Genomic DNA, 19,719 nt, shown 5'->3' with positions numbered 1-19,719 from the left:
CATCAGCACCCCATAAGGCAAACGCTAGTCCTTCGCAAGGGTTTTGTGACCCCCAAAATAATTGCTTTTAATCCCCCTGCTGCGAGCCACCCTAGGATAAATCTGATGACTTCCCCGGATGCCCCTCAGCCCTTCAGCCTGCGCGCTATCGCTGTGGCGGCTTTTGGCCCCACCCTGCTCTTCGGGATCGGCCAGGGAGCGATTCTTCCGGTGGTGGCGCTGAGCGCCCGCGAGCTGGGCGCCTCCGTTGCCGTCGCGGCCCTGATCGTCACCCTGATCGGGCTGGGCTCGTGGTTTTTCAACCTGCCGGCGTCGCTGGTCACCCTCAAGTTCGGCGAACGCTGGGCCATTGTGGGCGCCGCCGTCGCGGCCGGACTTGCGCTCGCCGCAGCCGGCTTGTCCTCCCTGGTTCCCAACGGACTGTGGCTGCTCGCGGTGGCGATGGCCGTCGTCGGCATGGCCGGCGCGGTATTCGGCCTGGCCCGGCAGAAGTACCTCACCGAGGCCGTTCCCGTGACGTTCCGCGCGCGGGCGCTGTCCACGCTGGGCGGCGCAAACCGGATTGGCGTGTTCATTGGCCCGTTCCTGGGCGCGGCCGTGATGCAGTTCTCCGGGATTGGCGGTGCGTACTGGGTGGGCGTGGCGGCGATGGCTGCCGCCGCGCTGCTGTCCCTCACCATTCCGGACCTCAAGATGGCGGAAACGCGCGACGGCGCGAGTGCCGGCCCGGAGCCCACCCTGCGCAGGGTGGCTGTTTCCCACGCCGGCGTATTCCTGAGCGTGGGCGCCGGGATCCTGCTGCTGAGCGCGCTGCGCTCGTCGCGCCAGGTGGTCATCCCGCTGTGGGCAGACCACCTGGGCATGGACGCGACGTCGGCCTCCCTGATCTACGGGCTCTCCGGGGCCATCGACATGCTGGTGTTCTATCCGGCCGGCAAGCTCATGGACCGGAAGGGCCGCCAGTTTGTTGCCGTCCCGTCTACCTTGCTGATGGGGACCGCGCTGCTGCTGATTCCGCTGACCGGGTCCTTTGTGGGGCTGTTACTGGCGGCGTTGCTGATCGGGTTCGGCAACGGCATCAGTTCCGGCCTGGTGATGACATTGGGGGCCGACTTTTCCCCGGACCGGGGGCGCGGCCAGTTTTTGGGGCTGTGGCGGTTTATGGCCGACGCCGGGTCCACCGGAGGGCCCGTCCTTCTCTCCGGGGTGACGGCCCTGGCGTCCCTGGGGGCGGGGATCTCAGCCACGGGCATCCTGGGGTTCGCGGCGGCGGCCGTGTTCGCCGTCGTGATTCCCCGGCTGAAGCACCGGCGGAACTACTGACGGGGCGCTATCCTCAACAGATGACTGAAACGGGCACACCCACTCGAATCAGCGCGCTGCAAAAAGGCGTGTGGTGGCTGCAGGACTATCTTTATGCCGGCCTCTGGCAGGTCCGCGGCGTGCTCTCCCGCGTGCAGCCCGGCTCCTTCCACCAGGGCCACCGGGCTCCCGTGGTGATCATCCCCGGCGTGTACGAAAACTGGCAGTTTATGCTGCCCCTCATCCAGTGCGTCCACGACGCCGGCCACCCGGTCCACGTGGTGACGGTCCTGCAGCGGAACAGCCTGGACGTCCCCGCCGCCGCCAGGCTCGTTGCCCAGCACCTGGAGGAGGCGGGCCTGCGGGACGCCGCCATCGTGGCGCACAGCAAGGGCGGGCTCATCGGGAAGTACGCGATGCTGAACCTCGATCCCGAGCACCGGATCGAGCGGATGATCGCTGTGTGCACGCCGTTCTCCGGGTCGCGCTATGCCAAATACATGTTGCTGCCCAGCCTGCGGATCTTCTCCCCGCGCAACGCACTGACTCTCCAGTTGGCCCGCGAGGAAACGATCAACAGCCGAATCACCTCCATCTACGGGCCGTTCGATCCGCACATCCCCGAGGGCAGCATGCTGCCGGGCGCCACCAACATCGAACTGCCCACAGCCGGGCATTTCCGGATACTGGGGGATTCTGAAACGTCGCGGATCATCGTGGAGCAGCTAAACCTCCCGGCGTGAGTTCGCTACCTTCGTTGCTGTTCAACAGCGGGCTGCAGGCTTCCGGCCGCACGTCTAGGCTGGCTAGGGGTAGGCAGCCGAAAGGAGAATCACCGTGACGTCCCCTGGCGACGCTGGCCGGAAGGGTGCCCTTCCGGACGAGCCGGACCACTCACGTTCCAGCAGCGCGGTAGAGCGCCGGCAAAGCAGGTGGGCCACCGTCCTGGCCGTCCTGCAGCGGCTCCTGTACCTGGTGGTGACGATTGCCGTGGGCTGGGCTCTCTACTACTTCCTGCTCGCCCGGCTTTCGCGCGGGCCCGAGCAGGCTTGGGTCTTCCTGCCGGTCTGGCTGATCCTGGCCTATGCGCTGCTGCCGCGCATCCATAAGATCCTCAGCAGCCTGTACATCCCGGACTACTTCATCGGGCGGACTCGAACGGGCGACGGCGTCCTGGGCGATCCGGTCAACCTCGCCGTGGTGGGCCCCCGGGAGGAGCTGCGGCAGGCGATGCGGACGGCGGGCTGGGTGGAAGCCGATCCCATCACCCCGGCCACCGCCTGGCGCACCCTGACCTCGACTGTCATGGGGCGCAGCTACCCGCAGGCCCCGGTGAGCTCGCTTTATGTGTTTGGCAACAAGCACGACCTTGCGTTCCAGCGCGAAATTGACGGGAACCCGCGTAAGCGGCACCACGTCCGGTTCTGGAAGTGCCCGGCCGGCTGGATGCTGCCCGGCGGCCTGGCCGTGGACTGGGTAGGGGCCGGGACGTACGACAGAAGCGTGGGGCTGTCCCTGTTCACCTTCCAGATCACACACAAGATCGCCGACCGCACGGACGAGGAACGCGACTTCATCATCGACACGCTCCGCTCGGCCAACGCAGTGGAGTCCGTGCACGTCATCCGCAACTACTCCAGCGGCTACCACCACCGCAACGGCGGCGGCGACGCCATCCGCACCGACGGGCACCTCCCGATCATCGACCTGCACCCGCCGGACCGGCTGCGCAGGGCGGGTTCGGCACCTTCTTAGGCGGCTTAATTGCGTCGGCTCTTGCGGCCGGTCAACTGCGCCTGGTCAACCATGGCCAAGGTGGCCGGGGCTGATGGCGGTGCCCAGGATGTGGGCAACTGAAGGGGCCAGCGGACTGGGGGAGAAGCCGAACCGCCGGCTGGCCTGCACCGTGAATACTGCCGCGGTGATGGCCGCGAGCGTGTCCCGGTTGGGATGGCAGCCGCCGGCCATCCGCTGCCAGGCCGGGGTGAGCAGGTCTTCGGCCGCGGCGAGCAGCCGGTTGCCCGAGCGGACGTGCTCATAAAAGGCGAGCGTGCCTCCGGCGCGCAGGACCCGGCGGATCTCGGCGAGCACAGCGGCCTGGTCCCGCACACTGCACAGGACGAGGCTGGCCACGACGGCGTCCGCGCTGGCATCCCCCGCAGGGATTTGTTCGGCGGCACCGGCAAGAACCGTGACCGGTACTCGTGCGGAAGCGGCACTGGCGACGGCAAGGTTTCGGAGGTAGTCATCCGGTTCGATGGCGAGGACGCGGGTCACCGTTTCCGGATAGAGGGCAAAGGCGGAGCCATTGCCGGCGCCGATTTCGATGACGGTCCCGCTCAGGCCACCAAGGATGGTGCGCCGGTGTTCAGTGCCGCCGCGGCGGTTCATCTCCTCCACAGCCCGCACGTAGGCCCGGGCGAAGCGGGGGTGCTGCAGGTCCGCCGGCCCGCCCTCTTCGGAGGAGCCTGGTCCCTGCTTGCCGGCCTCTGGCATACCGTCCTTCTTCCGTAGCTGTGCCTGTTCCCGGAATCTTGTGTTGGCTGGAATTATCGCCTTTGTTGGCTGGAATTATCGCCTTTGTTGGCTGGAATTATCGCCCGCCGTCGAGGCTTTAGACAGGGCTGTTCGCGCAGACCCGGGTGTGCGACCCTTTGGGGAGGGGGACGTTTCACTATGGCAGGAGGCCGAAGTGAAGATTGCGTCAGGGCAGTTCAGCGCCGGCAGGGAACCACAGCGGAACCTGGTGCAGATACAGCAACTTATGGAAACTGCCGCGCTGAATAACGCTGACCTGCTGGTGCTTCCCGAGTCCAGTCTTTACGCCGGAACCGAGCCCCCAAGCGTCCTCGCGGACCTGGCAGAGCCCCTGGATGGGCCCTTCATCAGCGGGATCGCGGCGCTCGCAAAAGGATTGCACCTGCCGGTGGTGGTAGGAACGGCTGAGGCCAACCCCAACGGCCTACCCTTCAACACCCTGGTGGCTCTTGACGCGGAGGGCTCAGTGGAGGGCACCTACCGCAAGGTCCATCTGTACGACGCCTTTGGCTACCGCGAAAGCGACGGAACCAGCCAGGGCACCATCAGCGAGCCGTATCTGCTCTCCTTCGGGCAGCTGCGCCTGGGCATGCTCACCTGCTACGACCTCAGGTTCCCCGAAAGCGCCCGCTACCTGGTGGACGCCGGGGCGAACGTCCTGCTGCTGCCGGCCATGTGGATCGTCGGCCCGGGTAAAGAGGACCACTGGAGCACCCTGGTGCGCGCCCGTGCCATCGAGAACACCACCTACGTGGTGACGGCCAACCAGTGCGGCCCGCTCGCTACCGCGTACTCGATCGTGGTTGATCCCTTCGGCGTGGTGATTGCCAATGCCGGCGAGGCGCCCGGGATTATCTTCGCCGAGCTCGAACCCGAACGGATCGCGGCGGTCAGGACCCGTGTGCCGTCCCTGCGCCACCGCCGCTTCACCGTGATACCGCGGGACTCGGAATGAGCCTGAAAGTGTGATCCTCTTGACACCTGCATTTGACCTCCACGAAACATTCAGAGCCTTCCGCCGCCCTAAAATTGGAGGCAGAAACATCCCCCGGAAGGACTACTGTGCAGACAACCGACGCCGCGATGACACCCATCATCGGACTCACCACGTACCTGGAGCAGGCCGGTACCGATGGTTGCGGCACGGTTAGTGCGGCATTCCTGCCCGAGACATACCTGAACCCCATCATCGCCGCGGGCGGTGTCCCCATCCTCCTGCCTCCCCAGCCGGTCATGGCAAGCATGATTGAACAGCTCGTGGGCAGGCTCGACGGCCTGGTGGTTCCCGGCGGCTGGGACGTTGACCCGTCCCTTTACGGCCAGGACGCCCACCCCGAAACCGATGCCCCCCGTCCGGAACGTGATGCCTGGGAGCAGGCCCTGATCCAGGAAGCGATCCGCCAGGACGTTCCACTGCTGTGCATCTGCCGCGGTGAGCAGTTGCTGAACGTCACGCTTGGCGGCAGCCTCCACCAGCACCTGCCCGATGTGATCGGCAACGGCCAGTACCAGCCCGGCGGCTACAACTTCAACAGGATCCCCGTGGAGATCAAGCCCGGCTCCCGGCTTGAGCAGCTGATCGGCGCCAACCCCGGACCCGTGCCGGTCTCCCACCACCAGGCGGTGGACAGGCTCGGTGAGGGCCTTATTGCTGCAGCCTGGAGCGAGGACCAGGTGGTGGAAGCCATCGAATACCCGGCAAACACCTTCACCATGGGCATCCAGTGGCACCCGGAGGAGCTGCCCGAGGACTTCGGCCTCTTCCGTGGTTTCGTCGAAGCAGCCCGCGGGAAGTTCCTGTCGCGCCTCCTGCCCGCCACCCCGCCGTCGTCCGTCACTGCGGAGATCAACGCCAGCCTCGCCGGACCCCCGCTCGTCTGAGCAAAAACCAGGCCGGCAGGGCGCAAAGAAGCCCGAAATAAGCTCCCCGTACCGCCCCGGAACAGCGCGAAAAGCGCGTTGTTCCGGGGCGTTTTCATGTTTTTTGCCTTGCGAACAGGAAATAAGCATGCTTAGTATGTTTTAGACAATGAGGTTAAGCCAACGCTTCACGGTTCTTATCCAGGGAGCAAATGATGGCTGTTTTCCGCAACGTTTTTTCTGATGCCGGTCCAAAGGGGCAGCGGTGATGCGCCGGGTTGGCGTCGAGGAAGAGTTCCTCATCGTCGACTACGCAGACGGTCATGCTGTTCCGCTGGGAGAATTGCTGGAAAGCCTGAATGATGACGACGGGCTCAGCAGCGAGATGAAGCAGGAACAGATTGAGTCCTGCACCCTGCCCAGGACCGCACTGGACGAGCTCGCGCAGGACATCGCGGCACGGCGGCTCAGCGCCGATGCCACGGCCCGTGCCGTAGGGGCCCGCTCCGTGGCGCTCGCCACGTCCCCGTTGCCCGTGCAATCGACTGCCACCCCCGGCCTGCGGTACCAACGGATGATCCAGCGGTTCGGCTTGACCGCGGTGGAGCAGCTCACCTGCGGCTGCCACGTGCATGTGGAGGTTGAGTCGGACGAGGAAGGGGTCGCCGTCCTGGACCGGATCCGGATCTGGCTCCCCGTGTTGATGGCCCTCACCGCCAATTCCCCGTTCTGGAACGCCACGGACACGGGCTACGCCAGCTACCGCTCCCAGGCCTGGAACCGGTGGCCCACTGCCGGCCCGTGCGAAATCTTCGGCTCCGCCGATGCCTACCATGCCCACGTGCAGGAGATCCTGGCATCCGGTGTCCTCCTGGACAAGGGACAAATCTACTTTGACGCCCGGCTCAGCCACCGCCACCCCACCGTGGAGGTGCGGGTGGGGGACGTGTGCTTGTTCGCGGACGATGCCGTGCTCCTGGCGGCCCTGGTGCGCGGCCTCGTGGAGACGGCGGCCCGCGAGTGGCGCGACGGCGTGGCTCCCGTGCCTGCCTCTGCTGCGCAGCTTCGGCTTGCCTCCTGGCAGGCGGGCCGGTTTGGGCTGGACGCGGACCTGCTGGATCCGCTGACCGGCCGGCCCCGGCGCGCCTTCGACGTTGCCATGGCCCTGCTGGACCATCTGCAGCCCGTGCTGAAGAGCCAGGGCGAGTTCGACGTCGTGGAGTCTTTGCTTTTCCAGGTTCTGACCCGCGGTAACGGTGCGGCCAGGCAGCGGGCCACGTTCGAAAAGGCGGGCAGCCTGTGCGACGTCATTGCCGATGCCATCGAGGTCAGCAGCCTGCCGGCAACCCCGCTTCAGAAGCTGACCGAGGCGCCGCTGCTCGCGGGCGACCAGAGTTTTTAGGCAAGGATCAGGAGGGTACATGGACCAGAATGAAGCACCGGTGCTCGATGCGCTGGCCGAACACCAGAAACTGGAAAGATACGGGTTCACTCCTCCGGCGCACCGACAGGGACGCGGCGTGGATCCGCGTGTGCTGGATGTGCTCGGGGAGCAGAGCTTCAAGTCCGACGTCGTCGCCTCCTCAGGGCTCGACGACCGGCAGTCTTCCAATGGCTATCTGTCCAAAGCGGAGCAGCTGATGGCCGAAGCCGTGGGTGCGGACATGGCCTTCTTTACGACCTGCGGCAGCTCGCTGTCCATCAAGGCCGCCATCCTGGCGGTGACCCGCGGCGAGGGGGAGCTCCTCATCGGCCGGGATGCCCATAAATCGGTGGTTTCAGGGCTGGTGCTGTCCGGCCTGCAGCCGCGGTGGATCAAGCCGCGGTGGGACAACGAACTGAAGCTGAGCCATCCGCCGTCACCGGAAACCGTGGAGGAGATGTGGCAGCGGTATCCTGACGCCTCGGCCGCGCTGATCGTCAGCCCCACGCCCTATGGCACCTGCGCAGACCTTGAGGCCATTGTCGAGATCTGCCACAAACGGGGCAAACCGCTGATCGTTGACGAGGCGTGGGGCGCGCAACTGCCTTTCCACCCGGATACGCCCACCTGGGCCATGTCTGCCGGGGCGGACATCTGCGTGGTCAGTGTGCACAAGATGGGGATGGGCTTCGAGCAGGGTTCCGTGTTCCATCTCCAGGGTGACCTCGTGGACCCGGTCCGCCTGAACCAGTGCGCCGACGTCCTCTCCACTACCAGCGCCAACACGCTGCTGTACGCGGCGATGGACGGCTGGCGCCGGCAGATGGTCCAGGAGGGCAAAGCCATGATCGAAAAGGCCCTGGAACTGACGAAGGGACTCCGGCGGGACATCGAGGCGATCCCCGGCCTGCACGTCCTCGAAGAGGAACTGGTCCACGCCGAGGCGTCCCATGACCTGGACATCCAGCACATCATGATCGACGTCTCCAACCTCGGCATCAGCGGGTTCCAGGCCACGGACTGGCTGCGTGAGAACTGCCGCGTCGACATGGGCACCACGGACCACCGGAGGACCGAAGCCGTGATTTCCGTGTCCGATGACCAGGAGACCGCCAGCCGACTCCTGGCCGCTCTCCGCGCCCTCGCGGAAGCTGCCCCGGACCTTCCCCGGCCGCCCGCCGTCGTCATCCCTGACGAGGAGGACCTCTACCTGGAGACTGTGATGCTGCCCCGGGACGCTTTTTTCGGACCGGTGGAAGTGATCCCGTGCGAGGAGGCACCAGGCCGCATCGCCGCCGAAATGGCCACGCCCTATCCGCCCGGCATTCCCCTTCTGCTGCCCGGCGAACGAATCAACAAGGCTGCCGTTGATTACCTCCGCAGCGGCGTGGAGGCAGGTATGGTCCTGCCGGATCCAGCTGACCCAACGCTCAAGACCATCAGGGTGGTCCGCGAGGAACCACACCGATCGCTGTAAATGCAAGGAACGAGGACAGCACCATGTGCGGAATAGCCGGCGAAATCGCGTTCAACGGGAGAAAGGCCTCGCAGGAGTCGGTTCTGACGATGATGGGGGCCATGACATCGCGGGGGCCCGACGGGCGGGGGACCTGGGAGTCGGGCTGGGTGGCACTGGGGCATCAGCGCCTCAGCATCATTGACCTTTCCGAGGCAGGTGCGCAGCCAATGCTGGACGACGGCGGCCTGGTCATCACGTTCAACGGCTGCATCTACAACTACCAGGAACTGCGCCGCGAACTGGAGCCGGAGTTTACCTTCCGGTCCAACAGCGACACCGAGGTAATCCTGAAGGCCTACCGGAAATGGGGCGACGACTTTGTCCACCACCTGGTGGGGATGTTCGCGGTGGCTCTTTATGATCCGCAGCGGCAGGAAGTCCTGTTGGTCAGGGACCGGCTGGGCATCAAACCGGTGTACGTCTCGCAGCTCCCGGGAAGGCTCCGCTTCGCGTCCAGCCTGCCGGCCCTGGTGGCTTCGGGCGGGATGGATACGTCCATTGACGAGACGGCGCTGCACCACTACCTGAGCTGGCACTCGATCGTCCCGGCGCCGCGGACCATCCTGCGCGGCATCCAGAAGCTGCCGGCCGCAACCATCCGGACCATCCGGGCGGATGGAACCTGGCACGACCGCGAGTACTGGAAACCTGACTACACCCGCCGTGCTGAGCATGCGGACTGGTCGCCGGCGGACTGGCAGGACGCCGTCCGGGAGTCCCTCCAAACGGCAGTACGACGCCGGATGGTGGCCGACGTGCCGGTAGGCGTCCTTCTTTCCGGGGGCCTGGACTCCAGCCTCCTGGTTGCCCTGCTTGCGGAGGAGGGCCAACACGGGCTGTCCACGTTCAGCATCGGTTTCGACGGCGCCGGCGGGGACTCCGGAAACGAGTTCGCCTACTCGGACCTCGTTGCGCGGGAGTTCGGTACGCGGCATGAGCAACTGCACATCAGCACCGCTGAGTTCGCCCCATCCATCGACGGGGCCGTGGGGGCGATGTCCGAACCGATGGCCAGCCACGACGTGACGGCGTTCCACCTGCTCTCCCGGACTGTCACCGAGCATCTGAAGGTGGTGCAGTGCGGCCAAGGTGCTGATGAAGTCTTTGGCGGGTACGGGTACCACCAGCCGCTTGCTTCTGTTGGCCGTTCGGAAGCCTTGTCAACATTCACCTCAAGTTTTGTGGACCACAGCCATAAGGAACTCCTGAACATTTTGGAACCCGAGTGGTACTGCGCCACCGATGTGAGCCGCCGGGTCCTGGCCGCCAACCTGGCCGCCCCCGGCGCGGACACGGCCCTGGACGCGGTGCTCCGGCTGGATACCCACCTGCTGATGGTGGACGATCCCGTCAAGCGGCTGGACAACATGAGCATGGCCTGGGGCATCGAGGCCCGTGTACCGTTCCTGGACCACGAGCTGGTGGAACTGGCCGCATCCTGCCCGCCGGAGCTGAAGGCATCGCAGGGTGGAAAGGGAATCCTGAAGGACCTGGGCCGGCAGATGCTGCCCAAGGCCGTGGTGGACCGGCCCAAGGGATACTTCCCGGTCCCTGCCCTCCGGCACCTGGAGGAACCCTTCATTTCGATCGTGCGTGAGGCCCTCCATGCACCGGAGGCCAAGCAGCGCGGGCTCTTCCAGCCGGCCTACATCGAAGGACTCCTGGCCCACCCCAACACGCAAAGGACAGCCGTGAACAGCAACGTCCTCTGGCAGTTGGCGCTGCTGGAGATGTGGCTCCAGCATCACGGGGTGGGCTGATCATTGAGCCTGCCGGACACGTCCACATTCCTGTTGCCAGAGCTCCGCCAGGCCGTCGCCGCGGACTTTACCTCCGCCGTCGGGCAACTCTCGGACCTGGTGCGCATTCCTGCCATGGCCTGGGAGTCCTTCGACCCGTCCGAGCTGGATAAGGCAGCCCGGCAGGTGGCGGCCCTGCTCCAGGAAGCCGGGATCGCCGACGTCAACATCCTGCAGGCGGCGCGGCCGGACGGCGCACCGGGGGCGCCGGCGGTGGTGGGACGCAGGCCTGCCCGGAACGGCAAGCCCACGCTCCTGCTGTATGCGCATTATGACGTCCAGCCCGCCGGGGACATTACCCTGTGGGAGAGCCCGCCGTTCGAAGCGGTGGAGCGGGACGGCCGGCTGTGGGGCAGGGGAGTGGCCGACAACAAGGCCGGGGTCCTGCTTCACCTGGCTGCCTTCCGCAACGCGCTGCGGGTCCTCGGGGACGATCTGGAGCTCGGCGTCACCATATTCATCGACGGCGAGGAGGAGGCCGGTTCGCCCAGCCTGCCGCTGCTGCTTCAGCAGCACGGCGACCTGCTCAGCGCCGACGTCCTGGTGGTTGCCGACTCCGGAAACTGGAAAGTGGGCGTCCCGGCCCTGACCACCAGCCTTCGCGGGCTGATCCTGGGCACCATTGAAGTGCGGGTACTGGACCACGCCCTGCACTCGGGCACCTACGGGGGTCCTTTGCTGGACGCCGTCACCGTGCTCTCGCGGCTGATTGCCACGCTGCACCACGACGACGGCAGCGTGGCGGTGGAGGGGCTAGCGGCCTCGGAGACGCCCGGGCCCCTGATGGACGAAGAGGAATTCCGGGCGGATTCCGGCGTCCGGCCACGGGTTCCTCTCGCTGGCACCGGCTCACTGACGTCGCGGCTGTGGACCAAGCCGGCGCTGGCGGTTATCGGGATGGACGTGCCGCCGGTGGCCCTGTCCTCGGACACGCTGCAGCCGGTGGCGCGGGCAAAGTTCAGCCTCAGCCTCGCCCCCGAGAGCGATACCGCCGCGGCCATGGACGCCGTCCGCCGCCACGTTGAGGCGCATACGCCCTTTGGCGCCGAGGTGACGTTTGCGCCCGCCGGCCGGACCGAGGGCTTTGCCGGTGACGCCGCCTCACCCGCTGCCCGGACCATGCTCTCGGCGATGGAGGACACGTGGGGAGTGCCGGCGGTCTGCATGGGCGTGGGCGGGTCCATTCCAGCCGTCAACATCCTGGCCAAGCTGTATCCGCGGGCGGAAGTGCTCATCACCGGGGCGGAGGATCCGGACTCCCGCGCCCACGGGGCCAACGAGTCGATCCACCTCGGCGACTTCGAGAACGCCATCCTCGCCGAGGCTCTGTTGATTGCCCGCCTTAACGCCCCGGACTAACCTTCCTGCTTCCCCCACCCAACTAAGTAGCGCTAATTGTCGTTTTGACGCCTCAAAACGACACTTAGCGCTACCTCGTTGGGGGCCCGGGGGAGGAGGCGACGTCAGCGCCTGGGTGAGTCCCGGCGTCGTGCGGCAAAGGCGAACAGGGCGGTGGTGGCAATAGTGGCCAGGTATCCGGCGATCACGATCAGCGAGATCCCGGCCCAGAAATAGTTGGTGGTGCTGGCTTCCTGCCAGGGGCTCGGCGCGATGCGGGCCAGCGAATACATCGCCACCGCGGCAGACGCCAGGCCGATCAGCACCGGCAGTGTCAGCCAGATCCGGGCCGAGCCGATATGCCCGCCGAAGCCGTCCCACGCGTTCCATGCCCCGCGGCGGATGACGAGCCAGCCCGCGGGAATCATAAACGCGCCCACCAGCAGGAACGCCGCCACCACGTCCGCCGGCCGGTGCCACTGGTTGATCAGAGTGGAGACCCCGGAGGCAATGGCGAACGTGCCGCCGACAAAACCCGCCATCGGGCGCCAGCGCGGCGAGGCCATCAGGAACACCGCAGCCGCCGCCGACGCCGCCAGGGTGGTGTGCCCGGACGGCAGCGAGTTCAGCTCAAGCGTCACCACGCCCTTGTCCGGCCGGGCGGGCAGCACGTCCTTCAGGACCTGGGTGGCAATATTCGCGCCTATGCACGCAGCCACGGCGATGCCGGCTTCCGTCCAGCGCTTCCGGATCACCGTGACAAAGAGCACCACGACGGCGGCCATCACCAGGGAGATGGTGGGCAGCAGGTCCAGGAACCTGGTGCTGGCCTTGCCTGCCGGCCCGTGGATATCGACGGCTTCGACCAGCGCGGACTCGTCGATGAACTGACCCGTGGTGGTCTGGACGAAGTAGTAGTACGTGGCCATCAGCCCTGCAACGCAGGCCAGGGTGGCGAGCACGAACAGGAAGCCCGACCCGGGAGCGGGGCGTGCTGGGGTCCTGATCTGTGCCTGCCGTTGAGAAGTCATCGCTTCAAGGTTGTCACAGAAAGCTGGGATCCCGCCGCATGTGCCGGCGCCCCCGGGCGGGCTGGGCCCCGTGGCAGTTAACTCAGGTTCCGGGCGAGTTCCTCGAGAAGTTCGAACTGCTCGCGCACGCCGCCTTCCATGCCGGACCCGGCAATCATGTCCCGCAGTTCCTTGCTGCCCGCGTCCGTGCGGATACTGACCAAGGTGGCCCCGCCGTCGGCATCGCTGAAGGTGACGGTGTTCAGCACGGCCCCTTCCTCGCTGTCCGGGGCCGCATCCGGAGTCTCCATGATTTCCGTGTGCACAATCCGTTCGTTGGGCAGGATCTCGCGGTACATCCCGTGGAACGCCACCTCGAATTCACCGTGCGCCACCATCACGTAGCGCCAGGCCCCGCCTACCCGGAAGTCCATCTCCGCCACGGTCACCTCGCCCCGGCGCCCGGCCCACCACTTCCTGACCAGCTCGGGTGTGGTCCAGGCCCTGTACACGAGGTGCCGGGGCGCGTTGACGGTCCGGGTGATGAGGATTTCCCGGTCGCTGGGAAAGGTCACGTCCATGGTGCTTGTCTGTGTCATTGCCCTGATCCTTTGCCTTGCGTGTCTTCCTGTTTGAGGTCGGCGAGCACGTCTTCCAGCAGTTCGAAGCGCTCGTCCCAGAGGTGCCGGTAGCCGGAGACCCATTCGTGGATGGGTTTCAGCGCCAGCGGGTTGAGCCGGTACAGCCGCTGCCGGCCCTCATCCCGCACGTCCACTGCCCCTACCTCCCGCAGCACACGCAAGTGCCGCGAGACCTGCGGCTGGGCCAGGCCAAGAAGTTCCACCAGCTCGTTCACCGGGCGCTCGCCCTGCGTGAGGGCGTCCAGGATTTCCCGGCGTCGGGGTTCGGCTACCGCATTGAAGGTGTCGGTGGTGGTCGCTGCCCGTGCCATGCGCTCATCATATATCCATATGGATATGCATTGGAAGGGATCCCCGCCCTCCACTTGTACAGTGGGGTCCATGACTGTGCCGCCGACCGTGAGAATGCCTGACCTTGGCGAACTGCTGGCCGGCGCGCACGTGGTGAGCCTGCCCATGCGCGTGAAGTTCCGCGGCATCATGGAGCGCGAGTCCCTGCTGCTGGAGGGACCGGCCGGATGGGGTGAGTTCTGCCCGTTCCCCGAGTATGGCGACGCCGAGGCCTCCCGGTGGCTGGCCGCCGCAATCGAGGCCGCCTGGTCCGGCTTCCCCGCGCCGCTGCGTTCGGAAATTCCCGTCAACGCGACCGTTCCCGCTGTGGCCGCCGACCGGGTCCCGGAGATTTTGGCGCGCTTTGGCAGGGTGGACGCCGTGAAGGTCAAGGTTGCCGAGCGCGGCCAGACGCTCGACGACGACGCCGCCCGCCTCGCCGCCGTCCGCTCCGCCCTGCCGGAAGCGGCCGTCCGCGTGGACGCCAACGGAGGCTGGGATGTGCCGTCCGCCGTTGAGGCCCTCACGCGGCTGGCCGAGTTTAAGCTCGAGTACGCAGAGCAGCCGGTGCCCACAATTGACGGGCTGTCCGAGGTGCGGCGTGCCTTGCGGGCTGCCGGAACACCTGTGCTGATCGCGGCGGACGAGAGTGTCCGCAAGGAATCGGACCCCCTGCGCGTGGCGCGTGCCGGCGCGGCCGACCTCATCGTGGTCAAGGTGGCGCCGCTCGGGGGAGTGCGGCGCGCCCTGGACATCGTGGCGCAGGCCGGGCTTCCCGCCGTCGTGAGCTCAGCGCTGGACACCTCGGTGGGGATCCGCGCCGGCCTGGCCCTGGCGGCGGCGCTTCCGGAACTGCCGTATGCCTGCGGGCTGGGAACAGTGTCCCTGTTCGAATCGGACATCACCACGGATCCGCTGGTGGCCGACGACGGCGCCATTCGCCTCCGCGATGTGGCCGCCGACGCCGGACTGCTTGAGCAGTATGCGGCTTCCCCCGAACGGCGGGACTGGTGGCTGGCCCGGCTCTCCCGCGTCCACGCCCTCCTCGCCACCTGAGACGCTCTCTCACTTGATGGGCCCTTTTTTCGGACGCTCCATCACCTTCCGGGCCTTTTCGGCGGACGCTCGATCACCTTCCGGGCCTTTTCGGCGGCGCTCGATCACCTTCCGGGCCTTTCTGGCGGATGCTCCATCACCTTCCGGGGCTCTTGGGCGGACGCACATTCCTGCAGGTCACAAGCGGTTCACCGGAACTTCACCTTGGTGACTGCTGCCCGTAGAAACCGGCTGACAGGGTGGGCGGGACCTCATAGAAACACCCTGGAAGGCCCCCATGTCTGAAACGACTGCCCGCAAGTTCACCCTGCTGCCGATGCTCGGCCATACCAAGGGCAAGCGCAGTGCCGTCACCTGCGCGCTGAAGTGCGACAACGCCTGCGCCGGCGATGTCTGCAACACCAGCTCCAACAGCTACTTCCGCGACATCGCCTCCGCCACCATGTCCCGCCGCGCCGCCCTGGGCTTCGGCGCCGCCGGTGCGCTCGCCGTCGTCCTCGGCAGTGCCGTCACTTCGCCTGAATCCGCCAGCGCCGCGGGCCTATCCAAGGCCGTGAAGGAAGGCTTCGGCAAGTCCAAGCTCCAGTTCACGGCCATCCCGTCGATTGATGCCGCCGTGGACGCCGTCACCGTCCCCGAAGGTTTTACCTGGCAGCCGGTCATCCGTTGGGGCGATCCCATCTTCAACGATGCGCCGGAGTTCGACCTGAACAACCAGACGGCCGCCGCGCAGGAGAAGCAGTTCGGCTACAACAACGACTACACGGACATCCTGGAGATCCCGGGCAGCAAGGGCCGCCGCGCGGTTCTCTTCTCCAACCACGAGTACACGAACGAGAACATCATGTTCCCGGCCACCATGCCCGCTGACCAGATGCGTGCTGTGGGGGCAGCCGCACACGGACTCTCCGTGGTGGAGCTGGAGCGCAAGAACAAAAACAAGCCGTGGACCTACGTCAAGGGTGCGGAGTTGAACCGCCGCTTCCTGAACAACACTGTCTACGAGCTAACAGGGCCTGCGGCGGGCTCATCGCTGCTCAAGACCGCTGAGGACCCCGCCGGCCGCTTCATCAAGGGCACGCTGGGCAACTGCGCCGGCGGCACCACCCCGTGGGGCACCATCCTGTCCGGCGAGGAAAACTTCCAGGGCTACTTCGTTGGCAAGGGCACCTCTGCCGGCGATAAGCGCTACGGCATCACGTCCAAGCCCACCGCCCGCCAGTGGGAACTGGACGAGGACCGCTGGGACACCCGGAAGCCTGGCTACGAGAACGAGGCCAACCGATTCGGCTGGATCGTGGAAGTCGACCCCTTCGACCCCGACTCCACCCCAAAGAAGCACTCCATGCTGGGCCGTTTCAAGCACGAGGGCGCCAACGTCATCATCGCCAAGTCCGGACATGTCGTGGCCTACTCCGGCGACGACGAGCGCTTCGACTACCTCTACAAGTTCGTCTCCAAGGACAAGTACCGCGAAGGCGACCGCAAGCACAACATGACCCTGCTGTCCGCCGGCAGCCTCTACGTGGCCCGGTTCACGGGCAACTCACCGGCCGCGGACATCACCGGAACCGGTGCTGTTCCCGCCGACGGCGCCTTCGACGGCATCGGCGAGTGGCTCCCGCTGGTGGTTGATGGCAAGTCCGCAGTTCCCGGGATGTCCGTTGAGGAAGTGTTGGTGTACACCCGCCTGGCCGCCGACAAGGTTGGCCCCACCAAAATGGACCGTTGCGAGGACGTGGAGCCGAGCCTGCACACCGGCAAGGTCTACGTGGCATGCACCAACAACTCCAACCGCGGTGTTGGGTCCAACGAAGGGGCCACGGAGGTCAACCCCCGCAACCAGAACCGCGACGGCCACATCGTGGAGATCACCGAAACGGGGGACCAGACCTCCACCACGTTCAGCTGGAACCTGCTGATGGTGTGCGGCGATCCGGCTCAGGGCGACGTCACCTACTTCTCCGGCTTCCCGGTTGACAAGGTCTCGCCCATCTCCTGCCCGGACAACCTCGCGTTCGACTCCGTTGGCAACCTCTGGATTTCCACCGACGGCGCCCCCTCCGGCATCGGCCGGGCGGATGGCCTGTTCAAGGTCACCCTGGACGGCGCGGAGCGGGGCAAGGTGGAGCAGTTCCTTGCCGTCCCGCGTGACGGCGAAACCTGCGGCCCGATCATCCACGACGAGGAGCGCACCGTGTTTGTTGCCGTGCAGCACCCGGGCGAGGACGGATCGTTCGACGCGCAGGTTTCCTTCTTCCCGGACTACGTAGCGGCAGGCACGACGCCGACTCGCGGCCAGGCGCGTGCGCCGCGTCCGTCCGTGATCCAGGTGTTCCGCACGGACGCCTAAGCCCCCTCCCGCCCTGCGACGCTCTCTCACTTAACGCGGGAAAATCCAGAACGCTCTATCACTCTCTTCAGGAGAGTGATAGAGCGTTCCGGCTTAAGGCGCATCAAGTGATAGAGCGTCGGCGAGTTCGTGCAGGAGGTTATGGGGCGTTTGGGGTTTCGTGCGGGGAGTGAGAGAGCGTCGGGGGTGGCAGACTGGTTTGGTGACTTCGCAGAACGATTCCACCCCCGACGCCTTCCACCCAGACGCTTCCCCCTTCGGCTCCCCGCAAGCGGGCACATTCCCCGCAGGGTCTTCCGGTGCCGCCCCTGGGTTGAGCGCTGTGGCAGCCGCGCGGATCGCCGTTGGGGTCCTGGTCGACGGCGGTGTGCAGCATGTGGTGGTATCGCCCGGTTCCCGTTCTGCTCCCATTGCCTACGCGCTGGCTGAAGCGTCGGCTGAGGGGAGGGTGGAGCTGCTGGTCCGCATCGATGAGCGTTCCGCCGGCTTCACCGCGCTGGGCCTGGCCCTGTCCACCGGCTCCCCGGCCGCCGTCCTCACGACGTCCGGGACCGCCGTCGGGAACCTGCTGCCGGCGGTGATGGAGGCCAACCACGCGGCCGTCCCGCTGGTCGTCCTCTCCGCTGACCGGCCAGACGAGCTGCGCGGCACCGGCGCCAACCAGACCACCATCCAGCCCGACATCTTCGGAGACCAGGTGCGCTTCGCCGTCGACATCCCCGCCGGCACCGACCCCGAACGCGCCATCCGGACGGGGCTTTCGGCGGCCACCGGCGCGTTCCCCGATCTGCCCCCCGGTCCCGTGCAGCTTAATCTGGCCTTTCGCGATCCGCTGGTTCCGGAGGCAGGCGCGAAGTTGCCAACGGCGGCAGAACGGCCCCGGTACCGGCTGGCCAGCGACCCGCTCGTGATGAACCTGCCGCCCGCATCAGAGGACCTGCCCGAACGGCGCACCGTGGTGCTTGCCGGGCACGACGCCGGCCCGGTCGCCGAGGCCTTCGCCCGCGCCCACGGCCTGCCGTTGCTGGCGGAGCCGTCCTCCAATGCCCGTTTCGGGCCAAACGCGGTGGGGCCGTACCGTCTGCTGCTGGAGCACTTCGGAGCCGGGGCAGCAATGCCAATTGAGCGCGTGGTGCTGTTCGGGCGGCCCACGCTGTCCCGGCCGGTCGCAGCCCTGCTGGCCCGGGCCGACGTCCAGGCAGCTCTTTATCAGCCGGTCCCGGTGGCCTGGTACGAGCCCGGCCGGCGCACTGAGCTGCCCCTGGAAAGCCTTGCGGACCTGGCAGATTTCGCCGGTCGCGGGCCGTCCACGTGGCTGGACACCTGGCTGCTCGCTGGATCGGCGGCCCAGCACGCGCTGGACCGTATCTTGGCTGAGGAAGCGCCCGCCACGGGTCCGGCCGTCGGGTCGCTGGTGTGGGAACACGCCAAGGGCCAGTTGCTGCTTGGCTCCTCCAACGGAATCCGCGACGTGGACCTGGCCGGCCTGCCGGCCCCTGAACCGGCCGCCACCGTTTATGCCAACCGCGGCCTTGCCGGGATCGACGGCACCATTTCCACTGCCACCGGCATTGCGCTCGGCGGGCGGCAGGAAACCACCGTCCTGCTGGGCGACGTCACCTTCCTGCACGACGCCGGCGGGCTCCTTCTCGGCACAGGCGAGGAGCAGCCGCAGCTGCGGATCGTGGTGCTCAACGACGCCGGCGGGGCCATCTTCGATCTCCTGGAGCACGGTGCGGTGCGCGAGGCGGGGACGTACGGCGACGCCGTCGAGCGCCTCTTCGGCACCCCCCATACAGTGGACATCGCGGCACTTGCTGCAGCGTACGGCGTCGGGCACTGCTCGGTAAGTACGACGGCGGCACTCGCCGAGGCGCTCGCGCAACCGATCGAAGGCCGCAGCATCGTGGAAGTCCGAACGGACCGGCACGGACTGCGCGCCCTGCACGGCCGGATCAAAGAGGCCGTCGCCGCCGCAGTCGGGGGAGTGCTTGCGCGCTAGGAGCCGGACTCCGGCTCGAGTTTCGCCATAACCCGCTCGGAGACTTTAACCAGCGTCTTCCGTTCCGCAGGCGTCAACAGGTCCAGGAAGTTCTCCCGGACCCACTCCAGGTGCCCCGGTGACGCCGTGCGCAGCGCCGCCCGCCCGGCTGCAGTCAGATGGATGACCACCCCGCGGGCATCATCGGGCGCCTGCTCCCGGGTGACGAGGCCGCGTTCCTCCATCCGCCGCAGCTGATGGGCAAGCCGGCTGCGGTCCCAGCCGGCACTGTGTCCAAGGTCCCGGGCGCGCATTCCGGCGGCGCCGGCTTCGGCAAGGGGAGCGAGCATCTGGTAGTCAGCGCCTGATACGCCGCTGCCAGCCAGCTGCCTCTCCATCCCGGCTGCCAGTTGCCGGCTGAAAAGGATGTAGGCGAACCACACTTCCTCTTCGTCCCGGGTAAGGCGGTGATACTCGGCCAAGATGCATCCCATCCCTGGAGAAATCAAATAGTTGTTGACATGTCAGCATAACAGGAGCAAAGTTGCTGACACATCAGCAACTGGCCG

Annotated in this window: 17 protein-coding genes; 12 read left to right on the top strand and 5 right to left on the bottom strand. The window is 66.7% G+C overall.

All coding sequences use genetic code 11. From position 1 onward, the window contains the following. The first annotated feature begins 105 nt into the window (after positions 1 to 105). The 3 genes from M1D93_RS14630 to M1D93_RS14620 all read left to right on the top strand — a co-directional run bounded on the left by M1D93_RS14630 (position 106) and on the right by M1D93_RS14620 (position 3,057). Positions 106 to 1,323 carry an MFS transporter gene (locus M1D93_RS14630; RefSeq protein ID WP_461172200.1) on the top strand — a complete coding sequence of 406 codons (1,218 nt, stop codon included), beginning with the start codon at positions 106 to 108 and terminating at the stop codon, positions 1,321 to 1,323. A gap of 20 nt (positions 1,324 to 1,343) precedes the next feature. Continuing rightward, entirely contained in the window at positions 1,344 to 2,045 is a 702-nt protein-coding gene (locus M1D93_RS14625; RefSeq protein WP_461172199.1) for an esterase/lipase family protein, read from the top strand. 94 nt (positions 2,046 to 2,139) lie between these two features. Continuing rightward, positions 2,140 to 3,057, top strand: a complete 918-nt coding sequence (locus tag M1D93_RS14620) for an LssY C-terminal domain-containing protein (RefSeq protein WP_461172198.1) — start codon at positions 2,140 to 2,142, stop codon at positions 3,055 to 3,057. Positions 3,058 to 3,102: 45 nt separating this feature from the next. Here M1D93_RS14620 and M1D93_RS14615 read toward each other — a convergent pair whose 3' ends face one another. Then, entirely contained in the window at positions 3,103 to 3,798 is a 696-nt protein-coding gene (locus M1D93_RS14615) for a class I SAM-dependent methyltransferase (RefSeq protein ID WP_461172197.1), read from the bottom strand. A 196-nt stretch (positions 3,799 to 3,994) separates the two neighbouring features. On the opposite strand from M1D93_RS14615, the gene M1D93_RS14610 reads away from it, so the two are divergent. The 6 genes from M1D93_RS14610 (at position 3,995) to M1D93_RS14585 (ending at position 11,800) form a co-directional block, all read left to right on the top strand. Further along, on the top strand, positions 3,995 to 4,795 hold the full coding sequence (locus M1D93_RS14610) for a carbon-nitrogen hydrolase family protein (RefSeq protein WP_461172196.1): 801 nt from the start codon (positions 3,995 to 3,997) through the stop codon (positions 4,793 to 4,795). 107 nt (positions 4,796 to 4,902) lie between these two features. Next, positions 4,903 to 5,721 carry a gamma-glutamyl-gamma-aminobutyrate hydrolase family protein gene (locus M1D93_RS14605; protein ID WP_461172195.1) on the top strand — a complete coding sequence of 273 codons (819 nt, stop codon included), beginning with the start codon at positions 4,903 to 4,905 and terminating at the stop codon, positions 5,719 to 5,721. A gap of 247 nt (positions 5,722 to 5,968) precedes the next feature. Beyond that, positions 5,969 to 7,102 carry a glutamate--cysteine ligase gene (locus M1D93_RS14600; protein WP_461172194.1) on the top strand — a complete coding sequence of 378 codons (1,134 nt, stop codon included), beginning with the start codon at positions 5,969 to 5,971 and terminating at the stop codon, positions 7,100 to 7,102. Positions 7,103 to 7,121: 19 nt separating this feature from the next. Continuing rightward, positions 7,122 to 8,600, top strand: a complete 1,479-nt coding sequence (locus tag M1D93_RS14595; protein ID WP_461172193.1) for an aminotransferase class I/II-fold pyridoxal phosphate-dependent enzyme — start codon at positions 7,122 to 7,124, stop codon at positions 8,598 to 8,600. A 23-nt stretch (positions 8,601 to 8,623) separates the two neighbouring features. Then, complete coding sequence (locus tag M1D93_RS14590; RefSeq protein WP_461172192.1) at positions 8,624 to 10,402, top strand: N-acetylglutaminylglutamine amidotransferase; 1,779 nt, start codon at positions 8,624 to 8,626, stop codon at positions 10,400 to 10,402. 33 nt (positions 10,403 to 10,435) lie between these two features. Continuing rightward, positions 10,436 to 11,800, top strand: coding sequence for a M20/M25/M40 family metallo-hydrolase (locus M1D93_RS14585; RefSeq protein ID WP_461172191.1), 1,365 nt, complete (start codon positions 10,436 to 10,438; stop codon positions 11,798 to 11,800). A gap of 104 nt (positions 11,801 to 11,904) precedes the next feature. Here the strand turns inward: M1D93_RS14585 and M1D93_RS14580 are convergent, their stop codons facing one another. The 3 genes from M1D93_RS14580 to M1D93_RS14570 form a co-directional block, all read right to left on the bottom strand. Next, complete coding sequence (locus M1D93_RS14580) at positions 11,905 to 12,810, bottom strand: phosphatase PAP2 family protein (protein ID WP_461172190.1); 906 nt, start codon at positions 12,808 to 12,810, stop codon at positions 11,905 to 11,907. Positions 12,811 to 12,887: 77 nt separating this feature from the next. Next, positions 12,888 to 13,388 (bottom strand): SRPBCC family protein, encoded by a 501-nt coding sequence (locus M1D93_RS14575; protein WP_461172189.1) that lies wholly within the window; start codon positions 13,386 to 13,388, stop codon positions 12,888 to 12,890. Further along, positions 13,385 to 13,741 carry an ArsR/SmtB family transcription factor gene (locus M1D93_RS14570; RefSeq protein WP_461172188.1) on the bottom strand — a complete coding sequence of 119 codons (357 nt, stop codon included), beginning with the start codon at positions 13,739 to 13,741 and terminating at the stop codon, positions 13,385 to 13,387. Before M1D93_RS14570 ends, M1D93_RS14575 begins: the two co-directional genes overlap by 4 nt. Positions 13,742 to 13,811: 70 nt before the next feature. Between M1D93_RS14570 and M1D93_RS14565 the strand changes: the two genes are divergently transcribed. The 3 genes from M1D93_RS14565 (at position 13,812) to menD (ending at position 19,171) form a co-directional block, all read left to right on the top strand. Beyond that, positions 13,812 to 14,816, top strand: coding sequence for an o-succinylbenzoate synthase (locus tag M1D93_RS14565; protein ID WP_461172187.1), 1,005 nt, complete (start codon positions 13,812 to 13,814; stop codon positions 14,814 to 14,816). A 277-nt stretch (positions 14,817 to 15,093) separates the two neighbouring features. Then, positions 15,094 to 17,169: a PhoX family protein gene (locus M1D93_RS14560; RefSeq protein ID WP_461172186.1), complete on the top strand. Its 2,076-nt coding sequence runs from the start codon at positions 15,094 to 15,096 to the stop codon at positions 17,167 to 17,169. A 202-nt stretch (positions 17,170 to 17,371) separates the two neighbouring features. Beyond that, positions 17,372 to 19,171 carry a 2-succinyl-5-enolpyruvyl-6-hydroxy-3-cyclohexene-1-carboxylic-acid synthase gene (menD, locus tag M1D93_RS14555; RefSeq protein WP_461172185.1) on the top strand — a complete coding sequence of 600 codons (1,800 nt, stop codon included), beginning with the start codon at positions 17,372 to 17,374 and terminating at the stop codon, positions 19,169 to 19,171. Here menD and M1D93_RS14550 read toward each other — a convergent pair. Next, complete coding sequence (locus tag M1D93_RS14550; protein WP_461172184.1) at positions 19,168 to 19,632, bottom strand: MarR family winged helix-turn-helix transcriptional regulator; 465 nt, start codon at positions 19,630 to 19,632, stop codon at positions 19,168 to 19,170. The genes menD and M1D93_RS14550 overlap by 4 nt on opposite strands. Between the last annotated feature and the right edge of the window lie 87 nt (positions 19,633 to 19,719).

Source organism: Arthrobacter sp. Z1-9 (assembly GCF_054792695.1).
This window is presented reverse-complemented; position numbering and strand designations above follow the sequence as displayed.